The organism is Winogradskyella ursingii (assembly GCF_013403975.1).
In the GTDB taxonomy this organism is placed as follows: Bacteria; Bacteroidota; Bacteroidia; order Flavobacteriales; family Flavobacteriaceae; genus Winogradskyella; species Winogradskyella ursingii.
Genome location: NZ_JABFDH010000004.1, coordinates 129,228 through 144,961 on the forward strand (window position 1 = coordinate 129,228; position 15,734 = coordinate 144,961).

The following is a 15,734-nucleotide window of genomic DNA, read 5'->3' on the forward strand; positions in this document are numbered from 1 at the left end:
GCACTTTTAAAATTGAAAAAATGCAACAAGCCACAGATACTATTTTGATGATTCGTCCAGTGAATTTTAGGATGAATGAACAAACGGCCGTAAACAATTATTTTCAGGAAGATTTAGATCTTAAAAATGCTGAAATTAATGCTAAAGCACAACAAGAATTTGATGTTTTTGTAGAAAAATTAAAGGCTGTTGGTGTCAATGTGATTGTGCTGGATGATGATAAATTATTGGATACACCAGATTCTATTTTTCCGAATAATTGGGTGAGCTTTCATAGGAGTGGTGATGTTGCAAAATATCCAATGTTTGCCGAGAATCGACGTCGAGAAAGGAGAGATGAAGTATTTATTAAGCTCGAAGAAGAAGGTTTTAAAATAGAAAATATTGTAGATTATACTTCGGCCGAAAAAGAAGGCATTTTTTTGGAAGCAACGGGAAGTATTATCTTGGATCGAGTAAACCGAAAGGCCTATTGTGCTTTGTCACCAAGAGCAGATGAAGATTTATTCATTGAGTTTTGTGAGGATTTTGAATACTCTCCAATTATTTTCACGGCATATCAAACAGTCGACGGAAAACGATTACCGATTTACCATACTAATGTAATGATGTGTATCGCTGATCAATTTGCCGTAATATGTCTGGACTCTATTGACGATAAAAAAGAACGTAAAAATGTCGTGAAGCATTTAAAGCAAGACGGAAAGGAAATCATTTCAATTACTGAAGCACAAATGCATCAATTTGCAGGCAATATGTTACAACTTTTAGGTAAAGAAAATAAACCCTACTTGATTATGAGCGAAGCTGCTCATAAAAGCTTAACTCCACATCAGATAAAAAATATTGAAAAATTCTGTCCCATAATTTCAAGTTCCTTAGATACGATTGAAACATGTGGAGGAGGAAGTGCACGTTGCATGATGGCTGAAGTATTTTTGCCTAAAGCGTAGCTTAAAGTTATAAAGAAATAGAATTATTTTTGCTGAGGCGCAGATTTAGGTAATTCCACAAAGAATTTACTACCCACATTTTCGGTACTTTCCACCCAGATACGGCCATTGTTTAATTCTACCAAATCCTTACAAATTGTTAAGCCTAAGCCAGTACCTTTTTCGTTTTTGGTACCAATAGTGGTAAAGTTGTTATTAGCTTTAAATAGTTTGCTAATATTTTCGCGCGAAATACCAACACCAGTATCCTCAACACAGATTAAAGCTTTACCATTTACATCTTGGTTAGAAACTGTGATTACATCGCCTTTTCTGCTGAATTTCACAGCATTTGTTATTAAATTTTGAATAACAATTTCTATCATGCTGCGATCTGCATAGACAAAATCTCGTTGGGATTCATCAATTAAAACAATTCGTTTGTCTTCAACCTTTTGCTCTACCAATGCCATTTTGGTATGGAAGATATCTTGAATATTCAGCAACTCTGGCTTTGGTTCTAAATTCTGCATTTGCGATTTAGACCAGTTCAACAAATTAAAAAGAAGCGAGGAGGCGTTATTTGCATTTTCGCTCAATTCTGGAATAAGCTCGTTGAACTCTACCTGAGAAATACTATCTTCTTTCAGAAGATCCAAAAATGCTTTTATGGACGAAATGGAATCTTTTAAATCGTGGGAAACAATAGAAAACAATTTGTCTTTTACTTGGTTAACTTCTTCCAAATGATGCGTTTGATCAAGGATAGCTTCGTTCCTTATTTTTTCTTGTTTCAAGGTATCCTGTTGCTCGGCAATCAGGTCTTTTTGTTGCCTTGTTTTTATGAACATATATAAGAGAAGCGCCAAAAGAACCACCAAAATAGTTAAACCTCCATAAAGTATCCAAGGGTCATTAAGCCATGAGTTATTTGAGGCTGAATTATTTGTGTTGGCAATTGATTTGTCTTCAAGATTTTCCTTATCCATCAAGTCTAAATCTTCAACAGTGCTGGGAAATGAAGGTTCATCGATTTTAGAAAGCGATTCTTTTAAATCATAGTATTTGTTCTGCCAGAAAAACGCATTTTGATAAAAACCACGTGTAGAGTCCAGGGCAATATGCAATTTGTAGTTTTCCAGTAATTCAGTTTTATTGTCGATTTTTTGAGCTATTGCATAGGCTTCGTCGAGTTGTGATTCTGCTAATCTTACCTTATTTTGTTTTAGATTTAAGTTTCCTATCGCATTTAGCGATCTTAAAAGTCCTTCTTGGTTGCCTTGTCTTCTATTGTATTTTAACCCTTCTACTAAATATTCCGTAGCTTTATCATATTCCTTAAAACGTAGATATTCGCTACCTAACTTGGGAAGTATCTCACCACGTAAGTCTTGGTCTGTTTCTGTATCTAAGAGTGCCATCACTTTCTCATAATACTCTATAGCCTTTCGATGCTCTTTACGCATAGAGTAGAGGTCTGCGATATTTTTAGTGGTAGCTTTGATGGCAACTTTATTACCTAATTGTTTTCTGACTTCCAACGCTTTAAAGTTGAACTCCAGTGATTTATCGATCTGGTTGGTTTTATAATAGGCTTCGGCCAGACTGTTATAAGCTAAACTGAGTTCTTTATTTAAGTTTTGTTCTTCAAAAATTTCAATGGCAGAAAGAGCGTTTTTCAATCCAAGCGCATAATTACCGCGTTCAATTTCCAACAATCCAATACTGTTGCTCACTTTAGCAACACCAAGTGTGTCATTTATTTGTAAATAGTAATCACGAGATTTCGTGTAATTATCAATGGCGTTGTAGTAATCGTTGCGTTGCGCATAGATTAAGGCTCTATAATAATTGCTTTCGGCAAGACCTTTGGTGTAGTTTAATTCTTTGGAAAGTTTTGAAGTCTGGTTAATAAACATCAGAGCCTTATCGAATTCTTCAACATCAAAAAGTTCGTTTATGAGCATTAGCGAGGTATCCACTTTTGTGGAATCCTGTTTTTGATATGCCAACTGTACCGTTAGTTCGTCTATTTTTTCATTTTGTGAAAAACTAAACAACGTTACAAGACAAACAGCTAATGTCATTAACTGCTTCATGCTCTGATGGCATTAAACCGAATTGAAATGTGATGCGTATAACTTTTAAAGAGGGATGCAAAAAGTAAGTTAACACAAAACGATAACAACTTTGTTAAAGTTTGATAATTAAGCCTCATTAATGTTTTGGGACATTGTGATTAATAGCATCTCAAAAATGGCATAATAGACTTAGATACGCTAATAATTGGGATTTAATACCAATAAATTAGATGAAGTGACTGATGAAATTAGAAATTAAATCGACCTATCGATAAAAGGCAAAAATCATAGGAAAACTACCTAATCATCGATGAAATGCACTATTGTTGTAAATATCAGAATATGAGTTAGTTATAATTTTTTATGACAATATATTAAACTGATTCAAACTAGAAATGCATTAAGTTAAGAGTTTGTTTCTTGACCGAATTTTATCATATTCCCATTCTCATCAAGTATCGCAAACTCGCGCATGCCGTGTGGGTGGTTTTTCAATTTTCCGTTGGGATGTATAACGCCAAAGGGTTTCAGTTCTTCGTAAAGTCCATCGACATCTTTAACATCGACATAACAACTGGTGTTTTCGGGATGGATTTTGTCATCGCATTTCCAAAAGTGTACCACAAAATTATCGCGTGCAATCACGGCATAATTATCATCCAAATAGCCCACACGATTAAAACCGAGCTTGGTTTTATAGAATTCCACCGTTTTTTTAATGTCCAACGAAGCCAAAACAGGAATGCCTTTAAGCAAATGTTCTTTTCTTTCCATTGATTTGATTGATTTTGTAATGCTTAAAGTTACTGAATTTAGACACTTCAAACTCTTAATAAAACAATAAAACTGCTATCTTTGCAGCCGTTTAGAAATGCAACTTTAACACGATATATGAATCTTCAGGACAATTTAGAATTACAGGTAAAATCAGCCATAAAAACATTGTTTGATGCCGAATTGGAATCTGTGGAATTTCAGGCCACACGCAAAGAGTTTGCCGGTGATATTACCGTTGTGGTGTTCCCTATGTTGCGAGTGGTAAAGGGAAATCCTGCGGTGATCGGTGAGCAAGTGGGACAGTATTTACAAGATAATGTTGCTGTAGTGAAAGGTTTCAATGTGGTAAAAGGATTCCTGAATATTGAGATTGCAGACGCGTATTATGTCAATTTTTTTAACGGAATTAAGGGTGAGAAAAATTATGGATTTGCAGAGGTAAAAGGTAACAAAGCTATAATGGTAGAATATTCTTCACCCAACACTAACAAACCTCTGCATTTAGGACATATAAGAAATGTGCTTTTGGGTTATAGCGTTTCTGAAATTTTGAAAGCTTCAGGCAAAAAAGTTTATAAAACTCAAATTATTAATGATAGAGGTATTCATATTTGTAAAAGTATGTTGGCTTGGCAACGATTTGGTGAAGGTGAGTCACCAGAATCCGCAGGTTTAAAAGGCGATAAACTTGTCGGAAATTATTACGTGAAGTTTGATAAAGCCTATAAAAATGAAATTGCAGAATTGGTTAAGAGTGGCGTTTCAAAAGATGAAGCCGAAAAACAAGCACCAATTCTTTTGGAAGCTCAAGAAATGCTAAGAAAATGGGAAGGTGGTGACGAAGAAGTCGTAGCCCTTTGGAAGAAAATGAACGGTTGGGTTTATGAAGGTTTTGAAAAAACCTATAAGGAAATCGGAGTCGATTTTGATAAGAATTATTATGAAAGCGATACTTATCTCTTGGGTAAGGAGTTTGTTGCTGAAGGTTTAAGATCTGGTGTGTTTTATAAAAAAGAAGATGGTTCTGTCTGGTGCGATTTAACAGAAGACGGTCTTGATGAAAAAATAGTATTACGTAGTGATGGCACTGCCGTTTATATGACCCAGGATATTGGTACTGCAATACAGCGTATTAAAGATTACCCAGATGTTGGTGGCATGGTTTATACTGTTGGTAATGAACAGGATTATCATTTTAAAGTTTTGTTTTTAATCTTGCAAAAACTTGGTTTTGATTGGGCCGAAAATCTATTTCATTTAAGTTATGGTATGGTAGATTTACCAAGCGGAAAAATGAAGAGTAGAGAAGGAACAGTGGTTGATGCTGATGATTTAATCGAGGAAATGGCATCTACTGCAGAGGAGATCTCAGAAGAACTCGGAAAACTTGAAGATTATTCTGAAGCCGATAAAAAAGAACTTTACAAAACAATAGGACTTGGAGCGCTCAAATATTACATTTTAAAGGTTGATCCAAAAAAACGTATTCTATTTGACCCTAAGGAATCGATTGATTTTCAAGGAAACACTGGGCCATTTATTCAATATACCTATGCCAGAATTCAATCCATTCTTAGAAAAGCTGAAATAGAAGATATTTCAGTTGATGAGATTGAGCTTCATGAAAAAGAAAAGCAAGTTATCAAGCAATTGGCGCAATTTCCAGAAGTGATCCAAAATGCGGCAGATCAGCACAGTCCTGCATTAATAGCTAATTACACTTATGATCTGGTAAAGGAGTTCAATTCTTTCTATCAAAATGTATCGATACTTGGCGCCGACTCCGAATTAGAAAAAGGCTTTAGAGTAGCACTCTCTGCAAATGTTGGACACGCTATCAAAAATGCGTTTAGTATATTGGGTATTGAAGTGCCAGAACGTATGTAGTTTTTTTAGCGGCAAATTGTGCTAACATGTGCAATACCATATTCATTACACTTTGAAAATTTCTCAAACTTTTTCAGAATGTAAATTAGAAACATTAAATGTTTATCTGAATAAGCACAGAATATAAACTGCAAAGCGCTGTTTGTATTATCACTGGTAGAAGTCCTTTCTCTTTCAGAAAAGAAAGTAAAAAATAATAATTCTTAACGTTTTAGAACATTGGTTCACAGCAATTTTGATTGTTTTGTTGTATCTTAGGAGTAGATATTTCAACTTAAAAAGAGGTGACTATGAAAGCGATACTACACAAGAATCAGAGCATTATGGTTTGGTTCACAATGCTAATAATCACATTTAACATTAGCGCCCAAAACACTTATAAAGAATTTAGCGGTAAAGTTGTAGATTTTAAGAACAATAGGGCTTTGGAGTCTGCGAGTTTGAGTGTTAATAATGCCAATATTAGTACCATAACCAACTCAGAAGGTGAATTTATTTTAAAGGTGCCTGAGCAATTTTCAGATTCAAAAGTGATCATTAGTTTGCTTGGTTTTAATACTAGGATTATTCCTTTATCTGAGTTTACTGAGGATATTAAAATTGAACTCAATGAAGCAGTAACTCAATTATCTGCTGTAAGTATAAATGCGTACAAAAATGCAGAAACCTTAGTAAAAAAGGTATTTGAAGACCAAAATAAAAATACACAGGACGAGTCCGTTTATATGACCGCTTTTTACAGAGAAACAATTAAAAGAAGAAGTAGAAATGTTTCGTTAACGGAAGCTGTAGTTAATATATTAAAACAACCACGCACATCATCACAACGTGATGCCATTAAGTTGGGTAAAGCAAGAAAAAGCACAGATTACAAACGCTTAGATACGGTTTCCGTAAAATTGCAAGGAGGTCCTTTTTCTACGGTATATTTGGATATGATGAAATATCCGGAGTACATATTTACTGAAGAATCTATAAAAACCTATAGTTTTTCATTTGATGCGCCTACAACTATAAATAATCGAAATGTCTATGTTATTAATTTTGGACCTAAAAACAATAGTTTGAATGTAAACTACAATGGTAAACTGTTTATAGATGTAGAGTCACTTGCATTAGTGAGTGCTAAATATGCACTGGATGTAAGCGACCGAGATAGATCTAAAAATCTTTTGGTAAGAAAGAAGCCGCGTGATGTTAATGTCTACCCTTTAGAGGCTAATTATCGTGTGGATTACAAGTTAAAAGGCGATAAATGGTATTATAGTTATTCTAATCTTAGTTTAAAATTTGTAGTAAACAAAAAAAGGCAATTATTTAATAAAGTTTATACACTGTCTAGTGAGATGGCGGTAACAGATTGGGAGATTTCTCCTAGTGATGTAATAATTAGAAATAGAGACAGATTGAGGCCAACCGTTATTATTGCCGATGCTATTTCAGGGTTTTCAGATCCCGATTTTTGGGGAGAGTATAATTTAATTGAACCAGATAAGTCTATTGAATCTGCTATAGAGAAAATTCAGAAAAACATTGAAAGAGAAAAAGAACGGGAGGAACGAAAAAACGGAACGCCATAATATTTTAACTAACTAATAACTAACTAAATTTTCCCTTGGAGATTATAGCCTGTTTTATGTGGGCCAAATGATGGTTGCTGTGCCATGCATACACACCGATGGTTTCTTTAAGAGAAAAATGTTTTCCATGTTCCGGATGAACGAATTCTCGTTTCAGCTCTTCGGCATTTAAGTTTCTAAGTAAAACACCCAATTTTTTGTGTACACCATCAATTATCGAAATGGCAGAATCAATTGGCTCAGTATAGTCGTTGAGCTTAGCCCAACGATCTTCAAAATACGGCTTTATTGTAGGGCGGTCTTCTGTCAAAGCCAATTTAAATCTAATTAAACTATTGGTGTGGCTATCAGCACAATGGTGTACAACTTGTTTTATTGTCCAGCCATTTGGTCTGTATTTGTAGTTGAGTTCTGTCTCATTTAAACCTTCGGTAACTTCTTTGATTGCATTGGGAAAAGCTTCGATAGATGAAATCCAAATATTTATATCCTCGGGTCTAATTTCCTTCGGTTTTTTAAATTCTCCTATTGGAAATTTCAATTTATATAGGTCTTTTTCGTTCATTCTTATAATTTTTCAAGCTCAATTTAGCCATAATATCCTATAATGGAATTATTCGACTGAGAATATTACAGTTTTCGATTTTAAGTCAAACCTTTTTATAAATGTCAAATGAATAGAAAAAGCTATTTAGATTTGTAAATAAGCCATTCGTTTTATATGGTGTAAATTCTTAAATTTGCAACTTCTAAAAGAGATAAAGATTATGTTCAATAATTTAAGTGATAAGTTAGATAAAGCGTTACATGTGCTCAAAGGCCATGGAAGCATTACAGAAGTAAATGTTGCCGAAACTTTGAAGGAAGTAAGACGAGCGCTTTTAGATGCCGATGTTAACTTCAAGATCGCTAAAGAGTTTACGGTTCGTGTAAAGGAAAAGGCACTTGGTCAAAATGTATTAACTACATTACAGCCAGGCCAATTAATGGTAAAAATCGTTAAGGACGAATTAACCCAACTTATGGGCGGTGATGCCGAAGGTCTAAATCTTTCGGGCAATCCAAGTATTATATTAATGTCTGGTTTACAAGGTTCTGGTAAAACGACTTTTTCTGGTAAACTGGCCAATTATCTTAAAAATAAAAAAACTAAAAAACCTTTATTGGTAGCCTGTGATGTGTATCGTCCTGCTGCAATAGATCAATTGCATGTTGTTGGAGATCAGATTGGGGTTGAGGTGTATAGTGACAAAGGAAATTCTGACCCAGTTGCAATTTCAAAAGCAGGTATTGCTCACGCCAAAGCCAATGGTCATAATGTTGTTATTATTGATACCGCAGGTCGTTTGGCTGTAGATGAAGCGATGATGACCGAAATCTCTAACATTCATAAAGCCATCGAGCCTCAGGAAACTTTGTTTGTTGTAGATTCAATGACTGGTCAAGATGCTGTGAATACGGCAAAAGCTTTTAATGATATATTAAATTTTGATGGTGTAATTTTAACCAAATTAGATGGTGATACACGAGGTGGTGCTGCAATTTCCATTAAATCAGTAGTTAATAAACCGATTAAATTTATTGGTACTGGTGAAAAGATGGAAGCGATTGATGTTTTCTATCCATCACGTATGGCCGACAGAATCCTTGGAATGGGAGATGTCGTTTCTTTAGTTGAAAGAGCCCAAGAACAATACGACGAGGAAGAAGCACGAAAAATCCAAAAGAAGATTGCCAAAAACCAGTTCGGGTTTGATGATTTTTTAAAACAGATTCAGCAAATCAAGAAGATGGGTAACATGAAGGATTTAATTGGTATGATACCAGGTGCTGGTAAAATGATGAAGGATATTGACATAGACGATGATGCCTTTAAAGGAATTGAATCCATTATTCATTCCATGACACCAGAAGAACGTTCAACACCTTCAGTGATTAATTCGAGTAGAAAAAAACGAATTGCAAAAGGCTCTGGAACTTCGGTTCAGGAAGTGAATCAACTGTTAAAGCAATTCACCCAAATGAGTAAAATGATGAAAATGATGCAAGGTGGAGGCGGTAAACGTATGATGCAGATGATGAAAGGGATGCAGTAGTTTTCAGTCTCAGTCTCAGTTTTCAGATAAAAAATTAAACCAAAATTAAAGCATGACAATTCTCGACGGCAAAAAAGTAAGCAACGATATTAAAAACGAAATTAAAGCTGAAGTTGATAAGATGAAGGCCAATGGCGAAAAAGTTCCGCATTTGGCTGCTGTTATCGTTGGGAACGATGGTGCTAGTTTAACTTATGTTGGAAGCAAAGTAAGGGCATGCGAGCGTGTTGGTTTTGAATCTACAATGGTACGTATGTCTAATACCACAAGTGAAATTGAACTGTTGGATAAGATCGAAGAATTAAATGAAAATGAAGATATCGACGGTTTTATTATTCAATTGCCGTTACCACCGCAAATCAATACTCAAAAAGTATTAATGGCCGTGCATCCAGATAAGGATGTGGATGGTTTTCATCCTATGAATTTTGGAAAAATGGCATTGGATATGTCTACATTTATTCCAGCAACACCTTTCGGGATTTTAGAGTTATTGGACAGATATGGAGTTGAAACTAAAGGAAAACATACGGTTGTAATTGGCCGATCGCATATCGTTGGTCGCCCAATGAGTATTTTGATGGGAAGAAAAGGTTTTCCTGGTAATTCTACAGTAACATTAACACACAGCCATACTAAGAATATTACTCAGATTACATCGCAAGCGGACATTATTATTTCCGCATTGGGAATTCCTAAATTCTTGAAAGCTGAAATGGTTAAGGACGATGCTGTAATTATAGATGTTGGTATAACTCGTGTACCAGATGACTCCGAAAAAGGTTATTATATTACAGGAGATGTGGATTTTGAAAAAGTAAGCAAAAAAGCAAGTCATATAACTCCGGTTCCAGGTGGAGTAGGACCAATGACAATTGCTATGCTTTTAAAAAACACTTTATTGGCGAGAGAACAGCACAGAAAGCACAATAGATAATCGTTAATTTATGTTTTCAAATATTCTTTCTATCATTATTGAACCGGTAACGATAGGGAGTTTTCAGCATTTGTTTCCTATAGGATTGACATTCATTTTTGCTGTTATATTTATCAGGTATTCTAATACACGCTTAGCCTTGAAGCAACAGCAAAGGGCAGTTCATTTTTTGGCTTGTATAATTTCGTTTGTTGTAATAAGTTTCCACATTAATAAAATTCTTGAAAGCAATTACAACTTTAAAACAGATTTACCACTTTACCTCTGTAGTCTCTTAGCCGTAATCTGTCCAATAATTACGCATTATCGTAAATACTGGATGTTTGAGATTTTAATATTCTGGATTATTGGTGGGACGCTTCAGGGTGTAATTACGCCAGATATTCAAGATGGTTTTCCAAGTTTCGACTATTTTAGATATTGGACCGTGCATTTGGGCTTATTAACCATCATTTTTTATTTCATTTTTGTATTTAAAATGAAGCCTAAATTTAAAAGTGTATTTAAATCATTTTTAGCTCTACAGGTTTATGTCGTGCTCATGATGATTTTAAACTTTCTACTTAACGCCAATTATTTTTACCTTAATGAAAAACCAAAGTCTGCGTCACTATTGGATTACTTTGGAGATTGGCCTTATTATATTTTAGTTGGACAACTGATAATTATTCCTCTGTTTTTACTGATTTACTTTCCGTTTTACCTTTCCAAAAGAAAAGATAATCATTTTGCAAACAATTGACCTATATCCTTAAATGCCTTAAATTCTAATGCATTACCAGAGGGATCTTTAAAAAACATCGTAGCTTGTTCACCTACTTTTCCCTCAAACCTAATGTATGGTTCAATAATAAATTGAATGTTGTTTTGTTTCAAATGAGCTGCAAAGGAATTAAAATCATTCCAGCTTAAAACAACACCAAAGTGAGGTACTGGTACATCTTTACCATCAACAGGATTTGTTTTGGTTTCTTCTTTTTGTCTTTCTTTATAGTGAATCACTAATTGATGCCCAAAAAAATTGTAATCAACCCAATGGTCACTGCTTCTGCCTTCTTCGAGGTTCAGAATCTCTGTATAAAATTTTCGACATTTTTCTAAATCGTCAACCGGTATTGCCAAATGAAAAGGGGAGAGTGTGTTAGTCATTAAAAAAAGTGTAATTAAAAAAAGATTATTCTTTTGGTTGATCCTTACGGTACTTAAGCATTGAAACACCAGAAAGGAAGAAAATACCTCCAAGGATAGTTAAAGCCCACGGACTTAGGCTTACCAGATTGTTTCCAAATATTCCTAGTACTCCTAGCACAAGTGCAATCATACCGCCTATGGTTAGGATTAGAGCTAAAATTTTTATCATAAATTTTTAGTTTGGTTAGCGTACTAATTTAGGTATAATTATTTGTAGAACAAAAAATGAATATGAAATTGAAGCCTTAAGTTTAAAGGTAAATTACACTAACTTTATTGACTCAAAGAATTCCAAATGTCTAGGTATATTTTCCATTCACCATTAATGTTCTTCCAGATTATAATGTATTTGCCCTTCCATGAAGACTCTTTTTTGTCTTTGTATTGAGTTTTACCTTCATAATAGCCATAATCATATGCTATGTCATTCTCAATTTTAATTTCGATTGGTGTTATTTTGTGATGAAGAATTTTTGCACCTTCAGGGATATTCCAATAAGACTTTAAATCTGTTTGTCCTGAGATGATGTCACGATTGTTAGGAAATATTTTACCATCCTTGGTATACATATTAACCAATGCTTCAATATCACCATTCATATAAGCCTTTGAAAATGCTGAAATGTTTTTATTGATAACATCTAAATCAGAAATAGAATTTGGTGTTTTTGTACAGTCTATTTTCCAAGTTGCAAATGTGGTTGTTTCATCCTTGTCAGTCCATTCGCCAACCCATTTATAGCCTGACTCGTTAATGTCATAAAATGTTAACCTAAACCAACCTTCTGTACCATTGGGCGCTTTTTGATCGCGATAGAGAACGATATTTCCATTTTCAGTTTTGCCACCTTCCCAAGTTGGCAACGTTGTAGAAGGTGCACCTGACGCATAATAATGAACATACCACTTACTACTATCTGCTATAAACTGACGAATGCTGCCAGAATGTTTTCCGTCTGCTTTTATGGTTTCATCCTGTACGCCCATTCCGTTCATGATGTATTTCCATTCCCATGTCATATCTACAGGATCGGCCCAAGTTTGGTCTTGTTTTCTGGATACGGATTTGCAGTTACATTTACCGATCAAACCTTCAAAATCCTTAATTTCTTCGGGGGCTTCAGGATTTGGAAGTCCGAAGGGATGTGTATTTGATACTGAATAGTTGTTTTGTGAAAATGCTGAAAAAGTAATGAATAGAAACAATAGTAGTGATTTCATAATTGATTGATTTTCTTAAAATTAGAAATCAAATATATTTCACACCACTTTATTGGGAATTAATTAACGTCTGCTTTTTCGAGATACACCCTGTGTTGGATCAAAAGTTTTTTTAGACTCACTGATGAGTTTGGTGAGAGTTTCGAACTCTTTATTAGTTAGTTCCCGATATTTACCAACTGGCATATCGAGTTCAATATTCATAATTCTAATACGCTTCAGAGTTTGGACTTCATAGTTCAGGTATTCGCACATTCTACGTATTTGCCTGTTCAAACCTTGGGTTAATGTGATGCTAAAGGTGAATTTGTCTATTTTTTTGACCGCACACTTTTTTGTCTTTTTGCCCAAATCCTCAAGATAAATGCCGCCAGACATACGATTTATAAAAGTCTGGGAAATTGGAGTGTCGACAGTTACAATATATTCCTTTTCGTGATTGTTGCTCGCTCTGAGAATCTTGTTGACTATATCTCCGTCATCGGTTAATAGTATTAAACCTTCACTGGGCTTGTCTAATCGACCGATTGGAAAAATACGTTTTGGGTAATTGATAAAATCAATAATGTTATCCTTTTCAACGCGTGTATCGGTAGTGCAGACAATGCCGACAGGTTTATTAAAAGCTAAATAAACAAAATCCTGCTTGCGTTCTCCGATAATTTCACCATCAACTTTAACCACATCACCAGAGGCGACTTTAGTACCCATTTCTGGTACAACATCGTTGATGGTAACTCTACCAGCATCGATTAAACGGTCTGCTGCTCTGCGTGAGCAATAACCGGCTTCGCTGAGGTATTTATTGAGACGTGTTAAGTTTTCTGACATGGTGCAAAGGTACGTTAAAGATTATCCATTTATAAACTCAACAATCTTAGGGGTTAATGACGCATCTATCAAGCTATGCCCGAAACCTTCGGTTGTAATTAATTCAGAATTTTTAAATTTCTTATCAAATAGCAATGCGTCTTCGTAGGGAATCACTCGGTCTTTTTTATCGTGAATTATTAGTCCGTCGATATCAAAATCTTTTGTAAAGTTAGCGGCTGAGAAATAATCCGTAGGTTTATTGTATCGCTCCTGTACCAACTTTTCCATACCGTTGGAAATTCTTCTGTTGTAACCCATCATGGATTTATATCTTGCAAATACACCAGTAAAATGAGCAGGAGAACCAAGTAATACTACTTTTTTAACTGATGGTATTTTATATTTATACTGGCAAAAAACTGTGGCCATACCACCTACGGAATGTCCGAGAATAACTTCAGGTTGAAACTTTTGCGCAACAACATTTATAAATTCGGAATATAGTATCGCGTTAAATTGTCTACTTTCAGAATGTCCGTGAGCTGGTGCATCCAAAGTAATGATATTATAATTTTCAGCTTTTAATGCGTCTAAAAGGTAGTTCCATCTTGAGGCATTGCTTTCCCAACCATGAGCAAGTAAAATTGTTTTTCCCGTTCCTTTCCAGCGGTAGGTTGCGATTTTAAGATTTTCATATTGTAATTCTTCGAATTTTGCTGAGTTAACGATGGCTTCCTGATTTTCGGAATAACGCCCTTTACGAGGTGTAGCAAATAAACTCAACGCTTTTTTAGAAGCGTATTGCGAAGAAACTAAACTTGTTGCGTTTAAGGCGTTTCCGATAGATTTTATTAAAAATTTACTCATTCTATTCTTCTTCTCGGTTTACAGCATCAATTGAAAACGCAGGTAAGCAAATTGCCAAATATTCACAAGGCTCGGTAAATGGATTGGAATATTGAAGTCTCGTGTTTTTCTCAACTTTTATAGATTGCCCTGCTTCTAAAATAATAGTTTCTCCAGCAATAATAAATTGTTTTTTACCTTTTATGATAAAGGTATATTCATCAAATTCTGGTGTTTGAAACGGTTCGCTCCAACCAGCGGGAGCCACCATATGAGCTATACTTAATTGTGAATTACCATCGCTGGCAAGACCAAAATGTTCCCTGATGATTTTACCATCTTCTGTAGGAACTACAAATGGTGAATTTTGAATTTTATATTTTTTCATCACATCTATTTTAGAGGCTTCTTTTTTATCATTCCTCCTTTCAGGTCTTTTACTAAGCCCATTATAATAAAAGCTTTCTTATCTATTTTGTCTATTTCAGTATGTAATTTTGCAAGCTCCAATCTTGTAACTACTGTATAAATAATATCTTTGTCATAACTATCAGCTCTATTGCTATATCCGCCTTTACCTGCGTAAATTGTACATGCTCTTCCTAATTTTTCAATAATCATGACGCGCAATGCTTCATGACGCTCGGAAATAATGGTAACACCAACATATTCTTCTACACCATCAACTACAAAGTCTACAGTTTTTGCCGCTGCCATATAAGTTAGTATTGCGTATAGTGCAATTTCTACGGAAAGTATATAGGCTCCAAAAGAAAATATAAAAATGTTTATGAGTAATAAAACATCACCAATGGTAATGGACAATTTTCTGCTTAAATAAAGTGCTAAGACTTCAGTCCCATCTATTACGCTGCCACCTCTCATGGCCATACCAATTCCTAAACCCAGAAAGAAACCACCAAAAACAGCAATTAATAACTTATCGTCCGTAATAGTGGGATAATCTACAAAATGTACCACAAGCGCCAAAAATGTAATTGCTGCAATACTTTTTAGGGCAAATTTGACATTTAATGTACGAGCACCTAATATTAAAAAAGGAATATTGACAATAACAAGTAGAATGCCTAATGATATATCTGTAACATTATTTAATAAAAGTGAAATACCTGTTGCGCCACCATCAATAAATTTATTTGGTAGTAAAAATCCTTTTAAGCCAAATCCTGCTGAAAAAACGCCAGCGATAATAAAAATAGCTTCCTTTATCGCATGACTTAATTCCACTTGTAAATTTCTTACAAGTGGAACTAATTGTTTTTTAGATATTGGCTTTTTAGAATGCTTACGCTTAAGGCGCTTGTGAGCAATATCAACCAATATTTTTGAAAGAAAAGGATTCATAACTTAAT

At 34.7% G+C, this 15,734-nt stretch carries 16 protein-coding genes; 6 read left to right on the forward strand and 10 right to left on the reverse strand.

The window, feature by feature from the left end:
- The first annotated feature begins 20 nt into the window (after nucleotides 1-20).
- The gene (gene ctlX, locus HM983_RS10975) at nucleotides 21-953 is read left to right on the forward strand and encodes a citrulline utilization hydrolase CtlX (RefSeq protein ID WP_179345484.1); all 933 of its coding nucleotides are present in this window, start codon (nucleotides 21-23) and stop codon (nucleotides 951-953) included.
- A gap of 23 nt (nucleotides 954-976) precedes the next feature.
- On the opposite strand, the gene HM983_RS10980 is transcribed toward ctlX, so the two are convergent.
- A complete protein-coding gene (locus tag HM983_RS10980) occupies nucleotides 977-3,019 on the reverse strand; it encodes a tetratricopeptide repeat-containing sensor histidine kinase (protein WP_246277507.1) in 2,043 nt (680 codons plus the stop codon).
- Nucleotides 3,020-3,418: 399 nt separating this feature from the next.
- Nucleotides 3,419-3,787, reverse strand: coding sequence for a bleomycin resistance protein (locus HM983_RS10985; RefSeq protein ID WP_179345486.1), 369 nt, complete (start codon nucleotides 3,785-3,787; stop codon nucleotides 3,419-3,421).
- 117 nt (nucleotides 3,788-3,904) lie between these two features.
- Between HM983_RS10985 and argS the strand changes: the two genes are divergently transcribed.
- Both argS and HM983_RS10995 read left to right on the forward strand, forming a co-directional pair.
- Nucleotides 3,905-5,677, forward strand: a complete 1,773-nt coding sequence (argS, locus tag HM983_RS10990) for an arginine--tRNA ligase (RefSeq protein ID WP_179345487.1) — start codon at nucleotides 3,905-3,907, stop codon at nucleotides 5,675-5,677.
- A gap of 290 nt (nucleotides 5,678-5,967) precedes the next feature.
- Nucleotides 5,968-7,257: a carboxypeptidase-like regulatory domain-containing protein gene (locus HM983_RS10995; protein WP_179345488.1), complete on the forward strand. Its 1,290-nt coding sequence runs from the start codon at nucleotides 5,968-5,970 to the stop codon at nucleotides 7,255-7,257.
- A gap of 19 nt (nucleotides 7,258-7,276) precedes the next feature.
- Here the strand turns inward: HM983_RS10995 and HM983_RS11000 are convergent, their stop codons facing one another.
- Nucleotides 7,277-7,822 (reverse strand): YfiT family bacillithiol transferase, encoded by a 546-nt coding sequence (locus tag HM983_RS11000; RefSeq protein ID WP_179345489.1) that lies wholly within the window; start codon nucleotides 7,820-7,822, stop codon nucleotides 7,277-7,279.
- Between the two features lie 202 nt (nucleotides 7,823-8,024).
- Here HM983_RS11000 and ffh point away from each other — a divergent pair, with 202 nt between their 5' ends.
- Genes ffh through HM983_RS11015 form a run of 3 tightly spaced genes read left to right on the forward strand, consistent with a single transcriptional unit; the run spans nucleotide 8,025 to nucleotide 11,032 of the window.
- A complete protein-coding gene (ffh, locus tag HM983_RS11005) occupies nucleotides 8,025-9,353 on the forward strand; it encodes a signal recognition particle protein (RefSeq protein WP_179345490.1) in 1,329 nt (442 codons plus the stop codon).
- A gap of 52 nt (nucleotides 9,354-9,405) precedes the next feature.
- Nucleotides 9,406-10,290 (forward strand): bifunctional 5,10-methylenetetrahydrofolate dehydrogenase/5,10-methenyltetrahydrofolate cyclohydrolase, encoded by an 885-nt coding sequence (locus HM983_RS11010; protein ID WP_179345491.1) that lies wholly within the window; start codon nucleotides 9,406-9,408, stop codon nucleotides 10,288-10,290.
- Nucleotides 10,291-10,300: 10 nt separating this feature from the next.
- Nucleotides 10,301-11,032 carry a YwaF family protein gene (locus HM983_RS11015; protein ID WP_179345492.1) on the forward strand — a complete coding sequence of 244 codons (732 nt, stop codon included), beginning with the start codon at nucleotides 10,301-10,303 and terminating at the stop codon, nucleotides 11,030-11,032.
- Here HM983_RS11015 and HM983_RS11020 read toward each other — a convergent pair.
- The 7 genes from HM983_RS11020 to HM983_RS11050 form a co-directional block, all read right to left on the reverse strand.
- On the reverse strand, nucleotides 11,014-11,439 hold the full coding sequence (locus tag HM983_RS11020) for a VOC family protein (protein ID WP_179345493.1): 426 nt from the start codon (nucleotides 11,437-11,439) through the stop codon (nucleotides 11,014-11,016). The genes HM983_RS11015 and HM983_RS11020 overlap by 19 nt on opposite strands.
- Nucleotides 11,440-11,464: 25 nt before the next feature.
- On the reverse strand, nucleotides 11,465-11,611 hold the full coding sequence (locus HM983_RS11025; protein ID WP_317166964.1) for a hypothetical protein: 147 nt from the start codon (nucleotides 11,609-11,611) through the stop codon (nucleotides 11,465-11,467).
- Between the two features lie 143 nt (nucleotides 11,612-11,754).
- Nucleotides 11,755-12,702, reverse strand: a complete 948-nt coding sequence (locus HM983_RS11030; protein ID WP_179345495.1) for a YybH family protein — start codon at nucleotides 12,700-12,702, stop codon at nucleotides 11,755-11,757.
- A gap of 63 nt (nucleotides 12,703-12,765) precedes the next feature.
- A complete protein-coding gene (gene rluF / locus HM983_RS11035; protein ID WP_179345496.1) occupies nucleotides 12,766-13,533 on the reverse strand; it encodes a 23S rRNA pseudouridine(2604) synthase RluF in 768 nt (255 codons plus the stop codon).
- Nucleotides 13,534-13,554: 21 nt separating this feature from the next.
- Nucleotides 13,555-14,382: an alpha/beta fold hydrolase gene (locus tag HM983_RS11040; protein WP_179345497.1), complete on the reverse strand. Its 828-nt coding sequence runs from the start codon at nucleotides 14,380-14,382 to the stop codon at nucleotides 13,555-13,557.
- A gap of 1 nt (nucleotide 14,383) precedes the next feature.
- Nucleotides 14,384-14,749: a cupin domain-containing protein gene (locus tag HM983_RS11045; RefSeq protein ID WP_179345498.1), complete on the reverse strand. Its 366-nt coding sequence runs from the start codon at nucleotides 14,747-14,749 to the stop codon at nucleotides 14,384-14,386.
- A gap of 5 nt (nucleotides 14,750-14,754) precedes the next feature.
- Nucleotides 14,755-15,726 (reverse strand): YitT family protein, encoded by a 972-nt coding sequence (locus HM983_RS11050; protein ID WP_179345499.1) that lies wholly within the window; start codon nucleotides 15,724-15,726, stop codon nucleotides 14,755-14,757.
- Nucleotides 15,727-15,734 lie beyond the last annotated feature (8 nt).